This window comes from Nitrosomonas sp. Is35 (genome assembly GCF_033063295.1).
In the GTDB taxonomy this organism is placed as follows: domain Bacteria; phylum Pseudomonadota; class Gammaproteobacteria; order Burkholderiales; family Nitrosomonadaceae; genus Nitrosomonas.
In genome coordinates this window covers 1,354,518-1,376,164 of the sequence record NZ_JAWJZH010000001.1, presented here as the reverse complement: position 1 = coordinate 1,376,164, position 21,647 = coordinate 1,354,518, and the positions used below count along the sequence as shown (strand labels likewise).

Below are 21,647 nucleotides of genomic sequence, written 5' to 3'. Positions count from 1 at the left end.
GTGGCTTGAATTTTCCGATGTCAGAACAGCCGTCACTGATCGAATACCCTTGCGATTTTCCCATCAAAATCATGGGTAAAGCGCAACAGGATTTCACACAAATTGCGCTGGCAATCGTTAAATTTCATGCTCCCGATTTCGATACTGCGACGATAGCGGTGAAGGCCAGTAAAAATGGCACGTATTTAAGCCTGACGTGCACCATTCGCGCCACTTCCCGGGCACAATTGGATGCTCTGTACCAGGCGCTATCCAGCCATCCCTCAGTTGCCGTGGTATTGTGATCATTGCCGATGCAAAATCTTTCCACTTCTGTTTGCACACCGCAGCACTTCATCGTCAAAACCCTGGGATTATCCGATTATCAGGCGACCTGGCAGGCCATGAAGGATTTTACGGACAACCGGAACGAACAAACGCGCGATGAAATCTGGTTATTGCAGCACCCGCCGGTTTTTACCCAAGGCATTGCAGGCAAACCCGAGCATCTGCTGCACGATCATGGAATTGCGGTAGTCAAAACGGATCGCGGCGGTCAAATCACATACCACGGGCCGGGGCAAGTCATCGCTTACTTGCTGCTGGATATACGTCGCTTGAAACTCGGTGTACGTGAATTGGTCAGACTGATGGAAAGCGCCGTGATCGGCTTACTCGATGACTATCGCGTTAAAGCTGCCGGGCGCGTTGAAGCCCCAGGCGTTTATGTAGGAAATGCCAAAATCGCTTCGTTGGGACTCAAAATCAGGAAAAACTTCTGCTACCACGGCATTGCATTGAATGTGGATATGGACTTAACGCCGTTTTCCTACATCAATCCCTGCGGTTATCAAGGATTACAAGTGACGCAAACCAAAAACCTGGGCATTCCCGATGGCGTGGACATTTTAAGCACTAAACTGGCTGGCCAATTACAAGAAAAACTTCTCACAAAACGATTAACGGAACAACATGACCACTGATACCCGCCAAAAAGGCGCTGATAAAACAGCACGTAACCCCGTCAAAATAGCACCGCAATCGCGCGACGAATTATTGCGAAAACCCTCGTGGATTCGGGTACGCTCGTCCAACAGCGAAAATTATTACGAAGTCAAACGCCTGCTGCGCGAACATAAGCTGCATACCGTATGCGAAGAAGCGTCCTGCCCGAATATCGGCGAATGCTTCGGTAAAGGCACCGCCACTTTTATGATTTTGGGTGATTTATGCACGCGCCGCTGCCCCTTCTGCGATGTCGCGCATGGCCGTCCAAAACCACCGGATGCGGATGAACCGCTACATCTGGCGCAATCGATCGGTGCCATGAAATTGCGCTATGTGGTCATCACCAGCGTGGATCGCGACGACTTACGCGACGGCGGTGCACAGCATTTTGCCGATTGCATCCGTGAAATCCGCACGCATTCGCCACATACCAAAATCGAAACCTTGGTACCGGATTTCCGCGGGCGCCTTGAAGTAGCGCTGGAAAAGCTCGCCGCCTGCCCGCCGGATGTCTTAAACCACAATCTCGAAACCGTGCCGCGCTTGTACAAACAATGCCGTCCCGGCGCTGATTATGCAAACTCGCTGAAACTGCTCAAGGATTTCAAAGCACAATTTCCGCACATCCCCACCAAGTCCGGCTTAATGCTCGGACTGGGCGAAACCGACGAAGAAATCATGCAAGTATTGCGCGACCTGCGCGAGCACAATGTGGAAATGCTCACTATCGGTCAATATCTGCAACCCAGCATCGGCCACCTGCCGGTCATGCGCTACGTCACACCCGAAGGTTTCAAAATTTTTGAGCAAGCCGCGCTGGAAATGGGTTTCAGCCACGCCGCCTGCGGCCCGATGGTGCGCTCCAGTTATCACGCCGATCAACAGGCGCACGAATCCGGCCTGCTTTAAACCGCGGAACGCACTGCTGCGCATGAACTGCACGTTTGCAGTACAGGTCAACAGCGTTGGAAATAGCTTCAATTCATTGCGCTTTTTATCAGATCATTATTCACAATCCTAGCGTAAGCTGAGAAGTATGGACGATAGACCATGCCTTGACTCACTCGTGAAAAGGGATTTGTATGGAAAAAAGCGCAATTTTAAGTGCGTTAGCTGCTGAAGTTGAACAAGGAAGATTAATCTTTCCCACCTCGACTCATGCAGCAATCAAAATCAATAAAGCGTTAAATGATCCCGATTGCAATCTTGAGATGGTGATCAAGTTCATTCAATTGGAACCATTATTGTCGGCCAAAGTCGTGGCGATAGCCAATTCGGTAGTATTTAACCGTTCGGGGAAAAAAATCACCGATGTGCGTTCGGCGGTTACCTTGATTGGTTTACGTACCGTACGCAACCTGGCAACAGCTGTCGTGGTGCAGCAGCTTACCGGGCCGCAAGTGCGAAACGAAATGGTGACGCAATTATGGCAGCATTCCGCCCATGTAGCAGCGCTGGCGCAGGTTATCGCCCGCCGGATTACAAAACAAGATCCAGATACGGCAATGTTCGCGGGAATCATTCACGAAATCAGCTGGTTCTATCTGTTAGCGCGAGAAAAATACTATCCTGGGTTGGCCGATGAGAGCATCGCCAGTTCCTGGAACAGTGACGAAGATCTGGAAGACGAGACGGAACTGGAGTGTGAAATTAAAATCGGTACCGCCATTCTCAAAGCCTTATGGGTTCCGGAGCCTGTGATCGACAGCATCGTCTATTTATGGCGCGGTTATTTGACATTTCCCCCTTCCACCCTCGGTGATACGCTGCTGTTCGCCGATCAACTGGCACCCGTCAAATCCCCGTTTATTCTGCCCTCAAACCAAATGGGTTACAGCGTTGCGAATATCGATTTATTAACCGACGAGGAAACATTGAGTGCGGTGCTGAAGGACTCGGAGGCGGAAGTGAGGTCGTTAACAGAAGCGCTGTGTGTATAGAAAACATAAACGGGCACCCATTGAATTGCCCGTTTAAAACGCCTGCGAGACTCCAGCCGTCACCGATCCAGCAATGCTGGCGCAGAAAATTATCATCAAGCATCAATAATTTCATAATCATGCGTGATTTTTACCGTTTGTTTCAGCATGATGGAAGCCGAGCAATACTTTTCCGCAGATAAGTCAATCGCACGTTCAATGGTCTGCGGATTCAGATTATGTCCGGTAATAATGAAATGCAAGTGGATATGGGTGAACACTTTCGGATCGACCGGAGCGCGTTCGGCTTCGATTTCAACCACGCAATCGGTGATGTCCTGACGGCTTTTTTTCAGAATCAATACCACATCGAACGTGGTACAACCGCCCAGCCCCATTAACAGCATTTCCATCGGACGCGGTCCGAGGTTTTGTCCACCGGCTTCCGGCGCGCCATCCATCAATACCGAATGACCGCTGCCGGACTCAGCCTCAAAGCTGACATTCCCTTTCCATTTGATACGAGTTTTCATTGCTCCCTCCATTGATACCAAGCTTTCTTGCAAAATATCCGGGCAAATAAAAAGCCGACGTTGTTATGCGTCGGCTTTCCTGAATTCAGAACGACTTACTTCAGTGACAGAATAAAGTCAGCTAATACTTTAGCATTTTCTGGGCTAACGTTAGCATTTGGTGGCATTGGGATTGGGCCCCAAACACCGCTACTTCCTTTTAATATTTTATCTGCCAGGTATGCAGAAGCATCCGCTTGACCTGCATATTTAGCTGCAACATCTTTTAAGCCTGGGCCGACCAGTTTAGCGTCAACATTGTGGCAATTCAAACATCCACTGTTTTTTGCCAAATCAGCATTAGCTTGAGCAACACCAGCTAATAAAATCGCTGACGCAGCAACTGCTCCGATTAAAACTTTTTTCATATCTCTTCCTTATTAAAATTATAAAAGGGTTGATATTCTAACCCGAACTTTACAGACTTGCAGCAATTCCTGTAAGTTTGTGATTACCGGCGCTGCTGCAAACTCTGATGATACTGCGTTGCTAAGACTTAAGGTTAAATTATTTAGTTCCAGCAGAGCATGAAGAAACCGGATCAGATCGTTCTTCATGTCAGCGCTACCGATTTAATCCGTTATCGCTCCCGCGCTGGCGCTGGAAACCAGTTTCGCATATTTCGCCAATACCCCGCGCGAGTAACGCGGTTGCGGCGGTTGCCAGGCTGCACGGCGCTTTGCCAGCACATCATCGGACACATTCAATTGCAACAGCCGTTGCTCGGCGTCAATGGTGATCGAGTCGCCTTCCTGTACCAATGCAATCGTGCCGCCAACAAAAGCTTCCGGCGCAACGTGACCAACCACCATGCCATAGGTACCACCGGAAAAACGTCCATCGGTGATCAAACCGACGGAATCACCCAGCCCTTCACCGATCAACGCGGCAGTCGGCGACAACATTTCCCGCATGCCAGGGCCGCCTTTCGGGCCTTCGTAGCGGATCACCACGACATCACCCGGTTGAATCTTACGTTCCAGAATCGCTGCCATGCAGGTTTCTTCCGATTCAAATACGCGTGCGGGCCCGGTAATTTTCGGATTTTTAATGCCAGAAATTTTTGCCACGCAGCCTTCGGTCGATAAATTACCTTTCAAAATCGCCAGATGTCCTTGCGCATACATCGGATTATCCCATTGCCGGATCACATTTTGGTCTGCGCGTGGCGTATCGGGAATGTCTTTCAACACTTCGGCGATCGTTTGTCCGCTGATGGTGATGCAGTCCCCATGCAACAAGCCATGATTCAGCAGCATTTTCATCACTTGCGGCACACCGCCCGCTTGGTGCAAATCAGCCGTAACGTAGCGCCCGGAAGGTTTCAAGTCGCACAATACCGGGACTTTGCCGCGCATCCGTTCGAAATCGTCTATGCTCCATTCAACCTTGGCGGCATGCGCAATCGCCAGGAAATGCAGGATGGCATTGGTCGAACCGCCTACCGCCATGATCACGGCAACCGCATTTTCTATGGATTTACGCGTGATGATATCGCGCGGCAGAATCTGCTGTTTGATGGCATTCACCAGTGCCTCCGCCGATTGCCCAGCGCTGGTCATTTTTTCACCGTCTTCGGCAGACATCGTAGAAGAATACGGTAAGCTCATGCCCATCGCTTCAAAAGCGGACGACATGGTGTTGGCGGTAAACATACCGCCACACGAACCAGCGCCGGGACAAGCGTGCCGTTCGATCTGCAATAGCTCTTCAGCGTCGATTTTATGCGCGCTGTGCTGCCCTACCGCTTCAAATACGCTGACCACCGTCAGATCCTGATTCTTGTAGTGCCCCGGTTTGATCGTGCCTCCGTAGACAAAAATCGCCGGCACATTCATGCGCGCAATGGCGATCATCGCGCCCGGCATATTCTTGTCGCAGCCGCCGATGGCAATGACACCATCCATGCTGCCGCCTTGCACACAGGTTTCAATCGAGTCGGCGATCACTTCACGCGACACCAGCGAATACTTCATGCCTTCGGTACCCATCGAAATGCCGTCCGATACCGTGATGGTGCCGAACATCTGCGGCATCGCCCCGGCTTTCCTCAGCGCCGATTCGGCTTTTAGCGACAATTCATTCAAACCCTTATTGCACGGCGTAATCGTCGAATAACCGTTAGCCACGCCGACAATCGGCTTGTTAAAATCCCCATCACTGAAACCGACCGCGCGCAACATGGCGCGGCTGGGTGCATGTTGTGCTCCTTGGGTAATAATCTGGCTACGTTTATTGTCTGGCATGCTTGCTCCTGAATGAGATAAAAATACGATTTATGACAAGGCGCACACAAACGCACTTGGTATAATGGCCGCTATTTTACCGTAAATAAGGCCGAAACTATGCTCATTCATCCGCAAATTGATCCCGTTGCCATCTCCGTGGGGCCGCTTTCCATTCATTGGTATGGTTTGATGTATTTGCTCGGTTTCGCGCTCTTCATTCTACTCGGACGGTATCGCATCAAACACAATCCACAGTCGGCTTTCACCTATGAAATACTCGACGACGCCTTGTTTTACGGCATGCTCGGTGTAATTCTGGGCGGACGCCTGGGGCATGTGCTGTTTTATCAATTCGGTTACTACCTGGACCACCCGTTGCACATTTTTGCCATTTGGGAAGGCGGCATGTCGTTTCATGGCGGATTTCTCGGTGTTTTCGTCGCCATGATATTACTGGCGCGCAAACACAATTTGCCCTGGCTGACTGTCACGGACTTCGTCATTCCGCTGATTCCGCTGGGATTAGCCGCGGGACGCATCGGCAATTTCATTAATGGCGAACTGTGGGGACGCCACACCGACGTGCCCTGGGGCATGGTTTTCCCTTATGTCGACGAATTCCCCCGCCACCCATCCCAACTGTATCAATTCGCGCTCGAAGGCGTGCTGTTGTTTATCTTCATTTGGATTTACTCATCGAAACCGCGCGCAACCGGCGCAGTCACCGGCATGTTCATGATCGGCTATGGTGTTTTACGTTCCTTTGCCGAGTTCTTCCGCGAACCGGAAGATGGCTTCATGGGCATTCTGACACTCGGCGTTACTATGGGTCAGTGGCTATCGATCCCAATGATTCTCGCGGGCATCGCTGCGTTGATGTGGTCAAGACGGCAATCACCCCAAGTTGCACAAAATAACCAGCGCAAAAACAAGAAACGCTAGAAATTCGTATGGATTGGTTCCTTCATCAGGGTGACTATCATCTCAGTGCATTGGAAGGATTATAGCGAACGACAGAAAGAATTGAGATTCACTGGTTCAACTCGCCGCGCTGTCGATTCACGGGATACAAACAAAAAACAATGGGGGATCTGAATGGAAGGACATGAAATCATCGGATTCATCGCTGGCTTCGGCACCACTTTCGCCGCCGCCCCGGATTTGTATGCAATGCTCAAACGGAAAAGCGCTCAAGGCATGAATCCAACCATGGCCGGGATCATGGGCGTGTTCCAGATTGCCTGGGTTTATTACGGCGTCTTGATCGATTCCATGCCGGTCATTGTCTGGAACATCATCGCCATCGCGATCAATTCCCTGACAGTCGGCGCATTTTTCCACTTCGCCCGCGCGGAGAATAATGGATGAATTGAGTTTTCATCCAACTAATCCCGGTTGATCACCGGTTAATGTTGGGCTTTGTTCGGCAGCTCAATCTACCGGGCTGATTTTAATTTGGTGGAATTCCACCAAATTAACGTTTCGCAAAATCAAGTAGTAGAAAACCGCTTGTTAGCGGTTTGAGTGGATCGCAAAAATGATATTAATGATCCAGATACACGGCCTCAAAAAGAGGTGCTACTTTAGTTTCTTTTATAGTGGTGGAATATTCAATGTTTGAAACATATCTCCCAATAAGAGAAACACTTCCATTAATTCGGGCATTATTGAAGTAAGTTTCTTGCAATTCTTTAGCAGGTATTTTTACATAGAAATATGGGTTTCTTGATAGCAATTTAGGGCTTAGTGCGGCGTAAGCGTAATTCACATAGATTTTTCCAATGAACTCTGGAGAGCTTTCTTCCGTTTTTTCTATAGTTCCGATTAAATGATATAAACCGCCATCCGGTTTCAATTTTGGAGATATGACAATATTTTCACCATCTTTTGAGTTGAATACAATCTTTGCTTGCTGCAAGTTTTCGGGCTGTACAGTTCCGTTTTTAAGATTTTCTTCAAGCTCTATTTTCTCTTTCTCAATAATGTCGTTCTGTTTTTGAATTTCTTGTTTCTTTGCGTATTCTTCGGCACGTTCTGTTGCTCTCTGTTCCTGCTCAATTTTTATTCTCTCGAAGTCGCTTGCTAAGTTTTGCTCACAAGAACTAAAGCAATGCGCTTGCTGCGGAGAGTAAGTGTTTCTGTGATTGTCGCAGAATATCTCAATGGTTGTTATTGTTGAAAAATCAATATCATAGAGGTCAGAAACTGTTGGCTGCCTAATTCTGTCTGCCCCAACACCCAAGCATTTAAGTCGTGGATCAACAATTGCGTGTGTTGTCGTTGTATTTGAATAGTAATTGGGACTACTGCCTGAGTATAATAATTGCTGCTGATCCAGCGGAATGGAAGAGCATGAGGTTATGAATAAGAAGAAAGGTAAAGCAAAATGATATTTATTCATTGTATAACTCAAGTAATATTTTTTACTAAAAAGGCGATGCTGGTCGACATTATCCAAATCTTCGTATAGCCTCGCGCACCACACTTATAATTTTTGCATCGCCCAGAGTTTTGATTGGATAGCGCGGATTGAAAGGCTTCAGATACCAATCGCTAACATCTTCAATGACTTGCTTAAATGTTGCCTCATCGTCATTTTAACAATCACAAAATCATTAGACACGTAAGACATACCGGCTCAACGATTAGGATCATACCTTCGGTGAAATCTGGCTTCATTCTGTCTCCCCGGACTCGCAAAGCAAATACGATGACTTCCTCTTAAACGCTTGCTTAATCCCAATCGAATCAATTTTTCCCATTCAAACTAATTTCACCAATAGGATTACGCATAATTTCGCATCACCCCAGTCCCGGCCAATAATGACTGTCCGGCAGCGGCCGTTTGCCAAAGATTGCTTGGCCGACGCGCACCACGGTGGCGCCTTCTTCGATGGCGAGTTCGTAGTCGCCCGACATGCCCATCGACAGTTCGTCGAACGATAACCCGGCGGGTGCTTCCTGGCGCAACATGGCTTGGATGTTACGCATTTTGACGAAGCATTCGCGCACGCGGTCGTGATCGGTAGAGAAAATGGCCAGTGTCATCAAGCCCTTGATGCGCAGCGATGAGAATTGCGGCAAGTGTTGCACGAAATCGCGCACGGCTTCGGGTGGCAGGCCGAATTTGCTTTCTTCACCGGAGCTGTTGACTTGCACGTAGACATCAATGGCGCGGCCTTCGTTTTGCAGGCGTTTGTCGAGTTCTTCGGCGACTTTCAGGCTATCGAGTGCCTGGAATTCGTTGGCGAAACGTGCCAGGTATTTGGCTTTGTTGGTTTGCAGGTGGCCAATGATCGCCCATTTGATGCCTAAATCGGCCATAACTTCGGATTTTTCGCGCGCTTCCTGGATTTTGTTTTCGCCCATCTCATCGACACCGGCAGCAAAGGCGATGCGCAGCCGCTCCGCGGATACGGTTTTGGTCACGGGCAGCAGCCGCACGCTGGCAGGGTCGCGTCCGGCTTTCATGCAGGCATCGATGATGCGCTGCTTGACGGTAGCGAGGTTATTCTTGATATCGTTAAATTGCTGTTGTTGCTCTTCGTTGAGTTCCACGGCCTGCTCCTGTTGTGCGAGAGATTAATTTTTCCTGGATGCTTGATGGAAAACCATTTTCCATTGATTGTTGCGGTACCGCCAAAGCGAGGTCCGGGTCGATCCTCCGCTTTTGGCATCGGTTTGATCGGGCTTTAGCAGCGAGTAAATCGCCAGCACGACATCCCCGGACACTGCCTTAATACGAAAATCCTTGAACGCCCAGTGCATACTCGGATCTTTACGCGTCAGCCAGTTGATTACATCGCTTCGGGAATGGATTGTTCCTTGCTGGTCGATTTCCTCGAAATCTTCCGCCAGCAATTCGTCGATCAATCCGGGATGCGCCGTCAGATCACTTTGCAGCAAGCTAAGTTCCAGTTGCCGAATCAATTCGGCGAGTGCATTCGAATCCATTCGCAGCAAGTCACTTAACCCGCATGCCCGGCTGCGCACCGGAATCCGGCGACAGAATGAACAATTCACCCGGATTGCCGCCACCGGCCGCTAGTACCATGCCTTCCGACAAGCCGAATTTCATTTGCCGCGGCGCGAGGTTGGCGACCATCACGGTCAAGCGCCCTTTCAGTTGCTCCGGATCGTACGCGGATTTAATCCCGGCAAATACCGTGCGCTGCTCGCTGCCGATATCGAGCGTCAGTTTCAATAATTTTTCCGCACCCGGCACATGCTCGGCGTTGACAATCTTGGCGATGCGCAAATCGATTTTGCTGAAATCGTCAATGGAAATCGTTTCGGCAACCGGCGCAATCGCATGCTGCTGCTTTTCGGCATGCCGCACCGGCGATTGCGGTGGCGCAGCGCTCAGGCTCTGCGTATTGGCGGCGATCAGTGCGTCGATTTGCTTGGTGTCGATGCGTGTCATCAAGTGCTGATAAGTGTTGATGGTATGTCCTGCGGGTAATAACAAATCCGAAACCGGTTGATCAGCGCGCAACTGCGGCCAAGTCAGCGGTCCGCCATTGAGAAATGCCTCGATTTGCTGCACGGTACCGGGCAGGATCGGCTTCAAGTAACGCGATAGCAAATAGAACAACTGGATACCGAGACTGCAAGCGCGGTGTAAATCGTCAGCGCGATCCGTATGCTTGGCAATTTCCCACGGCGCTAAATTGTGAATCATTTCGTTGGCCTCATCGGCGAATTTCATGATTTGGCGGATGGCTGCGGAAAATTCGCGTTCTTCAAAGGCTTGTTCGATGACTTCGGGGCGCCAGCTGGAAAAATGTTCGTTCACGATGGCTTGCAATGCTTGATATTGCTCGCCGGACACCAGCTTACCGTCAAAGCGTTTGGTGATAAAACCGGCGCAGCGGCTGGCAATATTGATGAATTTTCCGACCAGATCGGAATTGACGCGCGCGACGAAATCGTCCAGGTTCAGGTCGATGTCTTCCAAGGTGCTGTTCAGCTTGGCGGCGTAGTAATAGCGCAGCCATTCGGGATTCAAACCTTGTTTCAAGTAACTTTCCGCGGTGATAAACGTGCCGCGCGACTTGCTCATTTTTTCGCCGTTCACAGTCAGAAAACCATGCGCGAAAATCTTGGTCGGTGTACGGTAACCGGCGTTTTTCAGCATCGCGGGCCAGAACAGCGCGTGGAAATACAGAATATCCTTGCCGATGAAGTGATACAACTCGGTATCGGATTGCGGTTGCCAGAATTCGTCAAAATCGATTTGTTCACGCGCACATAAGTTTTGGAAACTGCCCATGTAACCGATCGGCGCATCGAGCCAGACGTAAAAATACTTGCCGGGCGCGCCGGGAATCTCGAAGCCGAAATACGGTGCATCACGCGAAATATCCCAATCGGAGAGTTTATTTTCTCCGGCTTCGCCGACCCATTCGCGCATTTTGTTGGCCGCTTCCGGTTGCAGATGGTCGCCATTGCAGGCCCATTGCCGCAGAAAATCGGCGCAGCGCGCATCGGATAAACTGAAAAAATAATGTTCGGAAGATTTGTTGACCGGTTTTGCGCCGGAAACCGCGGAATACGGATTTTTCAGCTCGGTCGGCGCATACGCCGCGCCGCACGCTTCGCAGGAATCACCGTATTGATCCTTGGCGCCGCATTTCGGGCATTCGCCTTTGACAAAACGGTCCGGCAAAAACATATTCTTGACCGGATCGTACAGTTGCTCGATACCGCGAATCGCGATCAATCCGGCGGTTTTCAATTTGCCGTAAATATCCTCGGAGAAATGCCGCGTTTCAGGCGAGTGGGTACTGTAATAATTATCAAACTGGATGTGAAAGCCGGTAAAATCGCCGGAATGTTCCGCATGAACACGCGCGATCAAAGCTTCCGGTGTGATACCTTCCTTCTCCGCACGCAGCATGATCGGCGTACCGTGCGTATCGTCGGCGCACACATAATAAACCGTATGTCCGCGCATTTTCTGAAAACGCACCCAGATATCCGTTTGAATATATTCCACCAAATGACCTAAATGGATACTGCCATTGGCATACGGCAGCGCGGAAGTCACCAGAATTTTTCGCTTGTTCATTAATTATTAAACGAATCAGATTAAATAAGTGTCAATTGTAACAAACTGTGTGTGCATTCCCGATATTTGTTACCATTTCCCGATTAAATTGTGAGCCGCTCAGCGGTAGTAAAAAGGAGTTTTGTAGTGACCATTTCCGAACAACAAATACAAGCTGTATTGCAACAAACCATCGATCCAACCACGAATAAAGATTATGTGACTGCAAAATCCGTTAGCGCGATTCAAATTGCAGGAAACAACGTAACCATCGGCATTGAGCTCGGTTATCCCGCCAATAGCGTCAAGAATCAAGTACAACAGCAAATTACCGGAGCATTGCAGGCGGTGCCGGGTATCGGCGCTATCCAGGTGAGCGTGAGCAGCAAAATCATTCCTCACGGCGTGCAACGCGGCGTTAAGCTGATTCCCGGCGTTAAAAACATTATTGCCGTGGCATCCGGCAAAGGCGGTGTCGGCAAATCGGCAACGGCAGTCAATCTGGCGCTGGCATTGTCGGCAGAAGGCGCATCCGTGGGTATTCTGGACGCGGATATTTATGGTCCGTCGCAGCCGCAAATGCTCGGCATTACCGGCCATCCGGAATCACATGACGGCAAGACCATGGAACCGATGCTAGCGCATGGTATTCAGGCCATGTCGATCGGTTTGTTGATCGACGCCGAGACGCCGATGGTGTGGCGCGGACCGATGGTGACTCAGGCTTTGCAGCAATTGCTCAACGATACCAATTGGAAGGATTTGGATTATCTCGTCGTTGATTTACCGCCTGGTACCGGCGATATCCAGCTCACACTGGCGCAAAAAATCCCGGTGACCGGCGCCGTTATTGTCACCACACCACAGGACATTGCTTTGCTCGATGCGCGCAAAGGTCTGAAGATGTTTGAAAAAGTCGGCATCCCGATTCTGGGTATCGTGGAAAACATGAGCACGCACACTTGCTCGCAATGCGGACATACCGAACCCATCTTCGGTACCGGCGGCGGCGAAAAAATGTGCCAGGACTACAACGTCGAATTTTTGGGCGCATTGCCGCTCGATATCAAGATCCGCGAGCACACTGACACGGGCAAACCCAGCGTGGTTGCAGAGCCAGACGGCAAAATTGCCGGAATTTACCGTTTAATTGCACGGCGAGTTGCCGTTAAGGTGGCTGAATCCGCCGAAGATCACTCGGAGTTGTTCGCTAAAATCGTAATGGAAAATGACTAGGAAGAATTGAAGGATGACGATTAAATCAGATAAATGGATACGCCGCATGGCACTCGAACACGGCATGATCGAGCCGTTCGAGCCCGACCAGATCCGCCATAAAGACGATCAACGTATCGTTTCCTATGGAACTTCAAGTTACGGCTACGATATCCGCTGTTCGGACGAATTCAAGTTATTCACCAACATCAATTCCACGATTGTCGATCCGAAAAATTTTGACTCTAATTCGTTTATCGATGTTAAAAGCGATGTTTGCATCATCCCGCCTAATTCTTTTGCACTGGCGCGCACCGTCGAGTATTTCCGCATTCCGCGTAACGTGCTGACCATCTGCTTGGGTAAATCGACCTATGCGCGCTGCGGCATTATCGTCAACGTCACGCCATTCGAACCGGAATGGGAAGGTTATGTCACGCTGGAGTTTTCCAACACCACCCCCCTGCCCGCCAAAATCTATGCGAATGAAGGCGTGGCGCAAGTGATTTTCTTTGAATCGGATGAAGTGTGTGAAACATCGTACAAAGACCGGGGCGGAAAATATCAGGGTCAACAAGGCGTAACATTGCCGAAAATTTGAAGTCAAAGGAATAAAACCATGTGGAGACTCATTGATGTTGACTCAAATATGCGCAAAACGAATCAAAAGGTTTCCAGTTATTCTCGCGTTGATTTTATTCTCTGCATTTCCCGTGACGCTTGCGGCAGAAGCTTTGCAGCATATTTCTCTGACGCGTACCGGCTTAATGCCGGAAGATATCGCTATAATCATCAATGACAGCGACCCGCTCTCCCAGCAAGTAGGCAGCTACTATCAGCGTGCACGGCAGATACCGGAAGTCAATGTCATTCATCTGCGTTTCCCACCCGGCCGCACCACCCTGACTGCAACGGAATTCAAGCAGCTGAAAGCTAAAATTGACCGGCTTACACCTGAGCATGTGCAAGCATTCGCCGTCGCCTGGACAGCTCCGTACCGGGTGGAATGCATGTCGCTGACTTCCGCTTTGGCATTTGGCTTCGACAAAAAATACTGCGCCGATAAGTGCGAACCGACAGCACCGAGTCCTTATTTCAATGCGCTCGGCTCTTACCCATTCGATGACTATAAGATACGTCCGGCTATGATGCTGGCCGGCACTTCGTTTACGCAGATTAAGGATTTGATTGACCGGGGCATTGCATCCGATCATACATTTCCCAAAGGTCAAGCATATTTGTTGAACACCTCGGATAAAGCGCGCAGTACACGCGCAATAACTTTCGCTGAGACGGCAAAAGAATTTACCGGCATTTTTCCAGTGCAGGTATTGGAAGCCGATTTCATTTCAGACCGCAAGGATGTGCTGTTTTATTTTACCGGACTTACCCACGTATCCTCGTTGGACACGCTCGAGTTTATCCCCGGTGCACTGGCCGATCACCTGACATCGGTGGGCGGCATGCTGACCGATTCTTCCCAGATGAGCAGCTTGCGCTGGCTGGAAGCAGGCGCCACGGCAAGCTATGGCACGGTCATTGAGCCCTGCAGTTTCCCGCAAAAATTCCCGTCCCCGGTAGTCGCCATGTTTCATTATGCATTGGGCGCCAGTGCGCTTGAGGCTTATTGGAAAAGCGTCGCGTGGCCGGGACAAGGCGTGTTCATTGGCGAACCTTTAGCGAAACCATTTGCGCCACTATTACGTGAAATGAGTACAGACCGGTTTGAATTGAAAATTTTCTCACCCCGAGTTGGACGATTAAAAATAGAAAAATCACATTCTGCTGCCGGACCGTTCAAGTTAGCTTCGCGACCCCAGACCATTCGCCGCGGAGAGAATCGATTTCTTTTAAAGTTCAATGAAAAAACGGATGGTTATTTGAAGTTACACTGGAATTAGGGCCTGTTAACGCTATTTGATATAATTTGGTGATGGAAATCACCGAAACTCAATATCAACAGATCGAGCACTGCCTGCCGCGTCAGCGTGGCAACGTCAGCCATTCCAATCTGCAAGTTCTCAATGCCATTCTTTACGTTGCCGAGCATGGCTGCAAGTGGCGAGGACTGCCCAAGCGATTCGGCAACTGGCATACCATCTATACCCGCATGAATCGCTGGGCAAAGAGTGGTGTACTGAGCCATGTATTTGGGCAACTTCAGCATCAGCAAATCATCCGTATCCGTATTGAAACTGTTTCGCTGGACAGCACCAGCATCAAAGTCCATCCCGACGGTACGGGTGCGTTAAAAAAAACGGCCCCCAATCCATCGGAAAATCTCGAGGTGGATGGACCACCAAAATTCATCTGGTTGCCGCAGATTCCAGAACAACCATAGGCTTTGCCCTCTCGCCCGGTCACGCCCACGATGCGCCAGAGGGCAGGCAGCTTTTGCTTTCCCTCGGTCCCGTCAATACGCCCACCTACCTGCTGATGGATCGTGCTTATGAGGGCGACCAAACCCGGCAACTGGCACTAGATTTGGGTTACATCCCGGTTGTTCCGCCCAAAGCAAATCGCTTGTCACCCTGGGAATACAACCGTGCCATGTACAAAAAACGCAACGAGATCGAACGATTGTTCAGAAGGCTCAAGGGATTTCGCCGCATCTTCTCCAGGTTCGATAAGCTCGATGTCGTCTTCATCTCCTTTATCCACTTCGCTCTCATCGTCGAAGCAATCAGATTGTGTTAACAGGCCCTAACCAACTCCAAATTTATGGATATCCAAGAAATCGTGCGTTCAATATTTCCATGTGTATTAAAACTAGACAGTCACGCAAAACAAACTTCAAAAACACGCTAAACTTTTTTGCTAAATACCCGTCTAATAGGGCATAAATTATAACTACATAAGCTATTGTTTTATATTGAATATAATTACAGATAAAAAAAGCTTGATTTGCCCCGAATGCAGACTATAATGCGTGCAAATTTAAATCCAGGAAATTCACCGATAAGGAGGTCATCATGAGAAGCACCAAGAACTTTTTTGCTCCCGCGGATTTAGTAAATATTCACATTCCTGAAACGTAGCGTTTTATAAAGGAGCATATGCATGGCTATACTCTCGTCCACACTTCAAAAATCCGACCAATCTGAAGTTCTGTTTGATACGCACCCTGAAGTCAGTCTGAATTTTGAGCATGTCCGAAATGCTTTAAATGAAGGTTATCGACGACCTTTTTTACTGGTTGACAGCAATATAATCCGGCAAAAAACCCGGCGCTTCAAGACTGCAATGCCTCGAGTGCATCCGCATTATGCGGTGAAAGCCAATCCTGATGAGCGCGTACTGAAAACACTGATCGAAGAAGGCGCTGGTTTTGAAATTGCCTCCATCGCCGAGTTGGATGTATTACTCAAATTAGGTGTACCGGCTGCTGAAATTTTCTACAGCAATCCGATGAAATCCAGAGCTTATCTTGAATACGCCGCAGAAAAAGGCGTTGAGTGGTACGTACTCGATAGCATTGAAGAAATGCGTAAAATCTTCAGCGTTAAACCCGATGCAAAAATGTATTTGCGCATCGATACCCCCAATATCGGCAGCGATTGGCCATTAGCCGGAAAATTCGGCACACACTTAGCCGATATCAATGAAATCATTCAAGAAGCCGCCAAACTCAAAGCAGATCTAGCGGGTGTCACATTTCATGTCGGCTCGCAATGCCGTAATCCGCAAAATTGGCGTGTCGGTATCGAACGGGCTAAAAAAGTATTTGCTGAAATGCAACTAGCTGGCTTGAATCCCCGCTTGCTCAATATCGGCGGCGGCTACCCGGTTCGCCACATCAAACCGATTCCTTCCATCGAAGTTATTGCTGAAGTCATTAATACCGCTATTGCCGATTTACCGGGTAATTTCCGCATCATGGCAGAGCCAGGCCGCTATTTGGTATCGGATTCGGCTTATTTTGTCTGCCGCGTGGTTGGAACAGCAACGCGCAATGGAAAACGTTGGATGTACTGGGATGCAGGCATGTTTGGCGGTGTCATTGAAATGACCGAGGGTTTACGCTATGAGATTCTCACCGATCGGAAAGGCAGCAATATTCCATGGTCAGTTGCCGGACCAACCTGTGACTCCGTGGATATCCTGATGCACGACTTGATGTTGCCCAACGACATACAAGAAGGCGATTTCATCTATATTCCTAATGCAGGCGCCTATACGACGGCATACGCCAGCAATTTTAATGGCTTTCCATTACCTGATGTAAAAGTGATTTAAGTTTCCAGAATTGGGTAAGCCTGATTAAGAATCGTCAATAGAAATGGTGAAGTGGTTGCATTACTTCACCATTTCTGCTTCAAATAGCTTGAAAAATCACGGGAATTATAGCTTATGTCGTGCTTGATTTACGATCAAGCACGACAAAGTGATATTCTAAATTTCCCTCGACGTGTTTGTCGCGCTGCGTTTCTTCCCAGTCGCCGGGATTAAATTCTGGGAAAAACACATCACCATCAAAATTGCTTTGAATTTCGGTGATATACATGCGCTGGCAAATTTTAATCGTTTGCTGGTAAAGCTTCTCACCCCCGATGATGAAATTTTCAGTGTCAATCGTGCTGGTCTCTTCACATACCAGCAATGCATCTTCCAAGGAATTGACGACGACTGCACCGGGTACTTCATAATCCGTTTGGCGGGTAATCACGATATTGGCTCTTCCAGGTAAAGGTTTGCCAATCGATTCATAGGTTTTACGTCCCATCACAATGGTTTGCCCCATCGTTAGAAACTTAAAATGTTTCAAATCAGCCGGTAAATGCCAAGGCAATCGATTATCCCGGCCAATAACCCGATTTTTCGCCATTGCTACCAAGATGGATAGACGTAATGCCGTCATACCGCTACCGGCGCCTTGATAGCAGGATGGGAATCATAATTCTCCAAGCTGAAATCTTCATAATGAAAGCCCAAGATGTCTCTGATATCGGGATTTAATTTCATGATTGGCAAAGGTTTGGGTTCGCGCGATAGTTGTTCACGGGCCTGTTCCAAATGATTGAGATAAAGATGCGCATCGCCCAGGGTATGCACAAAATCACCGGCTTTGAGTCGGCACACCTGCGCAATCATCAGCGTCAGCAAGGCATACGATGCGATGTTAAACGGCACGCCGAGAAAAATATCCGCGCTGCGTTGATAAAGCTGGCACGATAACCGGTCATCCGCCACATAGAACTGAAAAAAAGCATGGCATGGCGGCAAGCGCATTTTATGCAAATCCCCCACGTTCCATGACGACACAATCATACGGCGCGAATCGGGCGTATCTTTTATCTGCTGAATTACCTGCTGCAACTGGTCAATATGTCCGCCTTCCGCTGTCGTCCAGGAACGCCATTGATGGCCGTATATCGGGCCGAGATCGCCATTCGCATCAGCCCATTCATTCCATATCGATACACCATGTTGCTGCAAATAGCCGATGTTGGTATTGCCTTGTAGAAACCACAGCAGCTCATGAATGATCGACTTCAAATGACATTTCTTCGTTGTCACCAAAGGAAAGCCATGTGCCAGATTAAAACGCATTTGATAGCCAAAAACCGATAGTGTCCCCGTTCCCGTCCGATCCGATTTACGATGACCGTGGTCAATGACATGCTGCATTAATTCGAGATATTGATGCATCCCTATTTGAAACTCCCCGGTAGAATCAGAATAAATCCATGCGTTGTAAGTCTATCCCAGCCACAATGGGTATAAGACGTATATAATATCAATATTAATTACAGCTATCATTCTTAATGCAATGACGCACAATTTTGTCATTCAAAAAAAACTATACAACAGGAAAGCTTTCAATGCTGGCATCCCTTTTCCAAAATACATCATCGATCGATCCATCTACTAAAGCATCGCATATTCTCGTAATCCTCCCGAAGTTAGAAAAGCTCCCTAAGAAACATGATATTCCCGGTGAAGAATCACTGAATAAATTACTTCTGCGCCGCGAGATCAAATTAACGGATCTGATCGCAACGCCAGTCAGCGCAAATCTTCCCGATGGCGAGCTATGCGCTTGGGCAATGGTCGACACGAACCAAACCGTATTCGAGCAACAAACCACCGTGCGAAAAGCGGTCAAATTGCTGCTTGGGGAAAATCCTGTTGAATTGCATATTACCGTGCATGGCACAACGCAACAAAGAAAAATCTTTTCCGAACTGGCTGTTTTTACCAGCTGGGTGAATGGCGCCGTACTCCCGGTGCGCAAAAATAAACCCGTCAGAAAGCCGCTGGAGAAAATTTTTTTATATGGCTACAAAGATGCTGGAAACTTTACGCTGCAACGCGCCCGGGCAGAAGGGAACTTGCTTGCGCGCGGTTTGACGGCATTACCGGCCAATGAATTAACACCCACCACTTATCGCCAGCAAATTAAGAAATTGGCTGAGAATGAGGGCTGGAAATATCAGGAATACGATCTCAATAAATTGAAAGAAATCGGCGCCGGCGCTTTTGTGGCGGTAGCACAAGGCAGTGATACCGAAGACGCCGCCATCGTTCATCTGCAATATCAGGGCAAGCAAAATCCGGACAATAAGACTATCGCAATTGTCGGAAAAGGCATTTGCTTTGATACCGGCGGCCATAATCTGAAACCGGCCCGGCATATGCAAGGAATGCATGAGGATATGAACGGATCGGCCGTCGCGTTGGGCATTCTGCTTGCCGCAACGCGCGCTGAAATCCCAATTAAAATAGATTGCTGGCTAGCCATTGCGCAAAACCACATCAGTCCTCGGGCGTATAAACAAAATGACATCATCACGGCACTCAGCGGGCTATCCATTGAAATCGTGCATACCGACGCCGAAGGACGAATGGTATTGGCGGACACTTTGACATTAGCCAACCAATTAAAACCCGATTTGATCATCGATTTCGCTACGTTGACCGGCAGTATGATAACTGCCCTAGGATCCCGTTACAGCGGAATTTTCAGCAATCGCGATGAGTTGTTGCAAGTCGCCGTTGCCGCGGGCAAAGAAAGCGGTGAGCGTGTGTGTGTTTTCCCGATGGACTCGGATTACGAAGAAAGCCTTGAAAGCGCCATTGCGGATATCAAGCAGTGCGAGCTAGGCGGAGAATTCGATCATATCCTCGCCGCTTGTTTTCTACGGCGCTTTGTCAGCGACACACCATGGTTACATATGGATTTATCGGCTAGCAGCCATAAGGGCGGCTTGGGCGCGGTGGATAGCGATATTACCGGATTTGGGGTCAGTTGGGCGATCGAGCTGCTAAAAAGTGTTTGAAATCGATATTTGCAATCAGAAATAAATCAGGGATAGCGCCTAACTTCTTACAATCATGAGCTTCTGACCAATGGACAAGTTCTCATCACTGTTATTCCAAAGCTTGATCTGATTGACGGTCGTACCGTAACGCTTGGCGATTTCATATAAGGTATCGCCTTTTTTCACCACATAAACATTCGATTGATAATTCTGCAGCTGTTTCTTCTTCAGTGAGGCAGCATCGCTATAATTCTCTGACACAATCTGTGGTACCAATATTTTTTGTCCGAGGGTAAGATTTTTGCTGCGCGCAATACCGTTAATTGCCTGCAATTGCTTCACTGTAGTCTGATGGCGCGCTGCGATTTCATTGATACTTTCCCCTTTCTTCACATGATAAATTTGCCAAGATACTCTAGGATCTTGATATGTCTCAAGATTCTTCAAAAAAATATCTTTATTCCTTTTAGGCAATAACAACGTGCGAGGTTCATCCATCACCTTGATAACATAACGATTGTAAGCAGGATTTAATGCATTGAATTCAGCTTCGGAAATATTGGCAAGGCGGGTAACGAGAGGGATGTCGATGTGTTCATGTATTTTGATTTCATCAAAATACGGTCGATTCTCTATCGGCCGGATTTGTATACCATATTTCTTACTACTGACTATGATATCTTTAACCGCCAATAGCTTATACACATAATGCTTGGCATCGCTGGGCAGATTCAAATCATAAAAATTGCTCGACCTGCCCTTATGAAGACTTCTGGATAATACCTTGCTAACTACACCTTCGCCCAAATTGTAAGCCGCGATGGCCAGTTTCCAGTTATCAAATTTCGCATGGAGATACTGCAAATAATCCAGTGCAGCTCGGGTAGAAGCTATAACGTCACGACGGTCATCGTGCCATACATTTTGCGCTAACCCTAGGATTTTCCCCGTTTCGGGCTGAAATTGCCACAAACCCGCCGTTTGACTATTGGATTTTATCAGTGGATTGTAAGCGCTTTCGATGACCGGCATCAGTGCGATTTCCATCGGCATGCCACGGCGCTCAACCTCCTCCACAATATAAAAGAGATACCGCTCACTATTGGCAATAATGCGGTTAAATAACTCTGGATTCTGTGTATAGGAGGCGCCTATTTTACGAATTGCTTTACTATCGGGCGGCGGTGCCAACGCAAAACCGTTTTGTATACGACTCCAGAGATTTGCATGATACTGAATCTTATCTTGTACTAATGTGTCCGCAAATGCATTCAGTGTTATAAATGAACAAAATCCAAGTACTAACGATATCAGTAAAACAAGGCTATTTCTTTTTAAAATCATTTACATATATTATTTTCTATATCCATATCGACTAACAGGATATATAAATTTTTCGCATTTGCAAACTATTT

The 21,647-nt window shown here is 48.4% G+C and carries 22 protein-coding genes; 12 read left to right on the top strand and 10 right to left on the bottom strand.

Translation table 11 applies throughout. The features are described from left to right. Positions 1 to 17: 17 nt before the first annotated feature. From R2083_RS06350 to R2083_RS06335, 4 genes are all read left to right on the top strand, one after another. A complete protein-coding gene (locus R2083_RS06350; RefSeq protein WP_317530863.1) occupies positions 18 to 284 on the top strand; it encodes a DUF493 domain-containing protein in 267 nt (88 codons plus the stop codon). A 9-nt stretch (positions 285 to 293) separates the two neighbouring features. Next, the gene (gene lipB / locus R2083_RS06345; RefSeq protein ID WP_317530864.1) at positions 294 to 962 is read left to right on the top strand and encodes a lipoyl(octanoyl) transferase LipB; all 669 of its coding nucleotides are present in this window, start codon (positions 294 to 296) and stop codon (positions 960 to 962) included. Next, on the top strand, positions 952 to 1,896 hold the full coding sequence (lipA, locus tag R2083_RS06340; protein WP_107803177.1) for a lipoyl synthase: 945 nt from the start codon (positions 952 to 954) through the stop codon (positions 1,894 to 1,896). Before lipB ends, lipA begins: the two co-directional genes overlap by 11 nt. Positions 1,897 to 2,069: 173 nt before the next feature. Further along, entirely contained in the window at positions 2,070 to 2,927 is an 858-nt protein-coding gene (locus R2083_RS06335) for an HDOD domain-containing protein (RefSeq protein WP_317537903.1), read from the top strand. 95 nt (positions 2,928 to 3,022) lie between these two features. Here the strand turns inward: R2083_RS06335 and R2083_RS06330 are convergent, their stop codons facing one another. The 3 genes from R2083_RS06330 to ilvD all read right to left on the bottom strand — a co-directional run bounded on the left by R2083_RS06330 (position 3,023) and on the right by ilvD (position 5,724). Beyond that, positions 3,023 to 3,439: an OsmC family protein gene (locus R2083_RS06330; RefSeq protein ID WP_317537902.1), complete on the bottom strand. Its 417-nt coding sequence runs from the start codon at positions 3,437 to 3,439 to the stop codon at positions 3,023 to 3,025. A gap of 95 nt (positions 3,440 to 3,534) precedes the next feature. Beyond that, a complete protein-coding gene (locus R2083_RS06325; protein ID WP_090315797.1) occupies positions 3,535 to 3,846 on the bottom strand; it encodes a c-type cytochrome in 312 nt (103 codons plus the stop codon). A gap of 204 nt (positions 3,847 to 4,050) precedes the next feature. Beyond that, positions 4,051 to 5,724: a dihydroxy-acid dehydratase gene (gene ilvD, locus R2083_RS06320; protein WP_317537901.1), complete on the bottom strand. Its 1,674-nt coding sequence runs from the start codon at positions 5,722 to 5,724 to the stop codon at positions 4,051 to 4,053. Positions 5,725 to 5,823: 99 nt separating this feature from the next. Here ilvD and lgt point away from each other — a divergent pair, with 99 nt between their 5' ends. Both lgt and R2083_RS06310 read left to right on the top strand, forming a co-directional pair. Continuing rightward, positions 5,824 to 6,648 (top strand): prolipoprotein diacylglyceryl transferase, encoded by an 825-nt coding sequence (gene lgt, locus R2083_RS06315; RefSeq protein ID WP_317537900.1) that lies wholly within the window; start codon positions 5,824 to 5,826, stop codon positions 6,646 to 6,648. Between the two features lie 153 nt (positions 6,649 to 6,801). Further along, complete coding sequence (locus R2083_RS06310; RefSeq protein ID WP_317537899.1) at positions 6,802 to 7,074, top strand: SemiSWEET family sugar transporter; 273 nt, start codon at positions 6,802 to 6,804, stop codon at positions 7,072 to 7,074. Positions 7,075 to 7,249: 175 nt separating this feature from the next. Here the strand turns inward: R2083_RS06310 and R2083_RS06305 are convergent, their stop codons facing one another. From R2083_RS06305 to metG, 4 genes are all read right to left on the bottom strand, one after another. After that, positions 7,250 to 8,107, bottom strand: coding sequence for a hypothetical protein (locus R2083_RS06305; RefSeq protein WP_317537898.1), 858 nt, complete (start codon positions 8,105 to 8,107; stop codon positions 7,250 to 7,252). A gap of 401 nt (positions 8,108 to 8,508) precedes the next feature. After that, complete coding sequence (locus R2083_RS06300; protein WP_317537897.1) at positions 8,509 to 9,264, bottom strand: YggS family pyridoxal phosphate-dependent enzyme; 756 nt, start codon at positions 9,262 to 9,264, stop codon at positions 8,509 to 8,511. A 24-nt stretch (positions 9,265 to 9,288) separates the two neighbouring features. Further along, on the bottom strand, positions 9,289 to 9,660 hold the full coding sequence (locus tag R2083_RS06295) for a DUF4440 domain-containing protein (RefSeq protein WP_317537896.1): 372 nt from the start codon (positions 9,658 to 9,660) through the stop codon (positions 9,289 to 9,291). A 10-nt stretch (positions 9,661 to 9,670) separates the two neighbouring features. Next, on the bottom strand, positions 9,671 to 11,776 hold the full coding sequence (metG, locus tag R2083_RS06290; RefSeq protein WP_317537895.1) for a methionine--tRNA ligase: 2,106 nt from the start codon (positions 11,774 to 11,776) through the stop codon (positions 9,671 to 9,673). A gap of 126 nt (positions 11,777 to 11,902) precedes the next feature. Here metG and apbC point away from each other — a divergent pair, with 126 nt between their 5' ends. From apbC to R2083_RS06265, 5 genes are all read left to right on the top strand, one after another. Continuing rightward, complete coding sequence (gene apbC / locus R2083_RS06285) at positions 11,903 to 12,991, top strand: iron-sulfur cluster carrier protein ApbC (protein ID WP_317537894.1); 1,089 nt, start codon at positions 11,903 to 11,905, stop codon at positions 12,989 to 12,991. A 13-nt stretch (positions 12,992 to 13,004) separates the two neighbouring features. Next, positions 13,005 to 13,571 (top strand): dCTP deaminase, encoded by a 567-nt coding sequence (dcd, locus tag R2083_RS06280; protein ID WP_121164714.1) that lies wholly within the window; start codon positions 13,005 to 13,007, stop codon positions 13,569 to 13,571. Between the two features lie 34 nt (positions 13,572 to 13,605). Further along, positions 13,606 to 14,871, top strand: a complete 1,266-nt coding sequence (locus R2083_RS06275) for a TIGR03790 family protein (protein WP_317537893.1) — start codon at positions 13,606 to 13,608, stop codon at positions 14,869 to 14,871. 32 nt (positions 14,872 to 14,903) lie between these two features. Next, positions 14,904 to 15,667, top strand: a protein-coding gene (locus R2083_RS06270; protein WP_317529838.1) for an IS5 family transposase whose coding sequence is annotated in 2 segments (ribosomal slippage) — positions 14,904 to 15,219 and positions 15,219 to 15,667 — 765 coding nt in all. Because the reading frame shifts where the segments join, the coding sequence is not laid out codon by codon here. Between the two features lie 363 nt (positions 15,668 to 16,030). Beyond that, positions 16,031 to 17,206 (top strand): type III PLP-dependent enzyme, encoded by a 1,176-nt coding sequence (locus tag R2083_RS06265; RefSeq protein WP_317537892.1) that lies wholly within the window; start codon positions 16,031 to 16,033, stop codon positions 17,204 to 17,206. Between the two features lie 112 nt (positions 17,207 to 17,318). On the opposite strand, the gene R2083_RS06260 is transcribed toward R2083_RS06265, so the two are convergent. Further along, entirely contained in the window at positions 17,319 to 17,828 is a 510-nt protein-coding gene (locus tag R2083_RS06260; protein WP_317537891.1) for a dihydrofolate reductase, read from the bottom strand. Further along, positions 17,825 to 18,619, bottom strand: a complete 795-nt coding sequence (locus R2083_RS06255) for a thymidylate synthase (RefSeq protein ID WP_317537890.1) — start codon at positions 18,617 to 18,619, stop codon at positions 17,825 to 17,827. Before R2083_RS06255 ends, R2083_RS06260 begins: the two co-directional genes overlap by 4 nt. A gap of 173 nt (positions 18,620 to 18,792) precedes the next feature. Here R2083_RS06255 and R2083_RS06250 point away from each other — a divergent pair, with 173 nt between their 5' ends. Then, a complete protein-coding gene (locus tag R2083_RS06250) occupies positions 18,793 to 20,250 on the top strand; it encodes a leucyl aminopeptidase family protein (RefSeq protein ID WP_317537889.1) in 1,458 nt (485 codons plus the stop codon). Positions 20,251 to 20,289: 39 nt separating this feature from the next. Here R2083_RS06250 and R2083_RS06245 read toward each other — a convergent pair whose 3' ends face one another. Continuing rightward, entirely contained in the window at positions 20,290 to 21,576 is a 1,287-nt protein-coding gene (locus R2083_RS06245) for a LysM peptidoglycan-binding domain-containing protein (RefSeq protein ID WP_317537888.1), read from the bottom strand. Positions 21,577 to 21,647: the final 71 nt, after the last annotated feature.